The organism is Mesorhizobium sp. M4B.F.Ca.ET.143.01.1.1, assembly GCF_004792275.1.
GTDB classification, from domain to species: Bacteria; Pseudomonadota; Alphaproteobacteria; order Rhizobiales; family Rhizobiaceae; genus Mesorhizobium; species Mesorhizobium abyssinicae.
Genome location: NZ_SRSR01000134.1, coordinates 1 through 383 on the forward strand (window position 1 = coordinate 1; position 383 = coordinate 383).

Below are 383 nucleotides of genomic sequence, written 5' to 3' on the forward strand. Positions count from 1 at the left end.
TCTCGTGCCGCACGACAACATGCGCAAGACCATCGCGCGGCGCCTGGTCGAGGCCAAGTCCACCATCCCGCATTTCTACCTGACGCTGGATTGCGAGCTCGATGCACTCTTGGCGCTGCGCACGCAGTTGAATGCGGCAGCACCCATGAAGAAGACGGAAAAGGGCGAGGCGCCGGCTTACAAGCTCTCGGTCAACGACATGGTGATCAAGGCGATGGCGATGGCGCTGATGGCGGTGCCGGATGCGAACGCGTCGTGGACCGACAGTGCGATGGTCAAGCACAAGCATGCCGATGTCGGGGTCGCGGTGTCGATCCCAGGCGGCCTGATCACCCCGATCATCCGCAAAGCGGACGAAAAGACGCTGTCGGTCATCTCCAACG

Annotated in this window: 1 protein-coding gene; it reads left to right on the forward strand. The window is 62.1% G+C overall.

The genetic code is table 11. From position 1 onward, the window contains the following. Positions 1 to 383, forward strand: a 383-nt coding sequence (locus EN786_RS36300) for a 2-oxo acid dehydrogenase subunit E2 (protein ID WP_189524381.1), incomplete at both ends; no start/stop codon positions are given.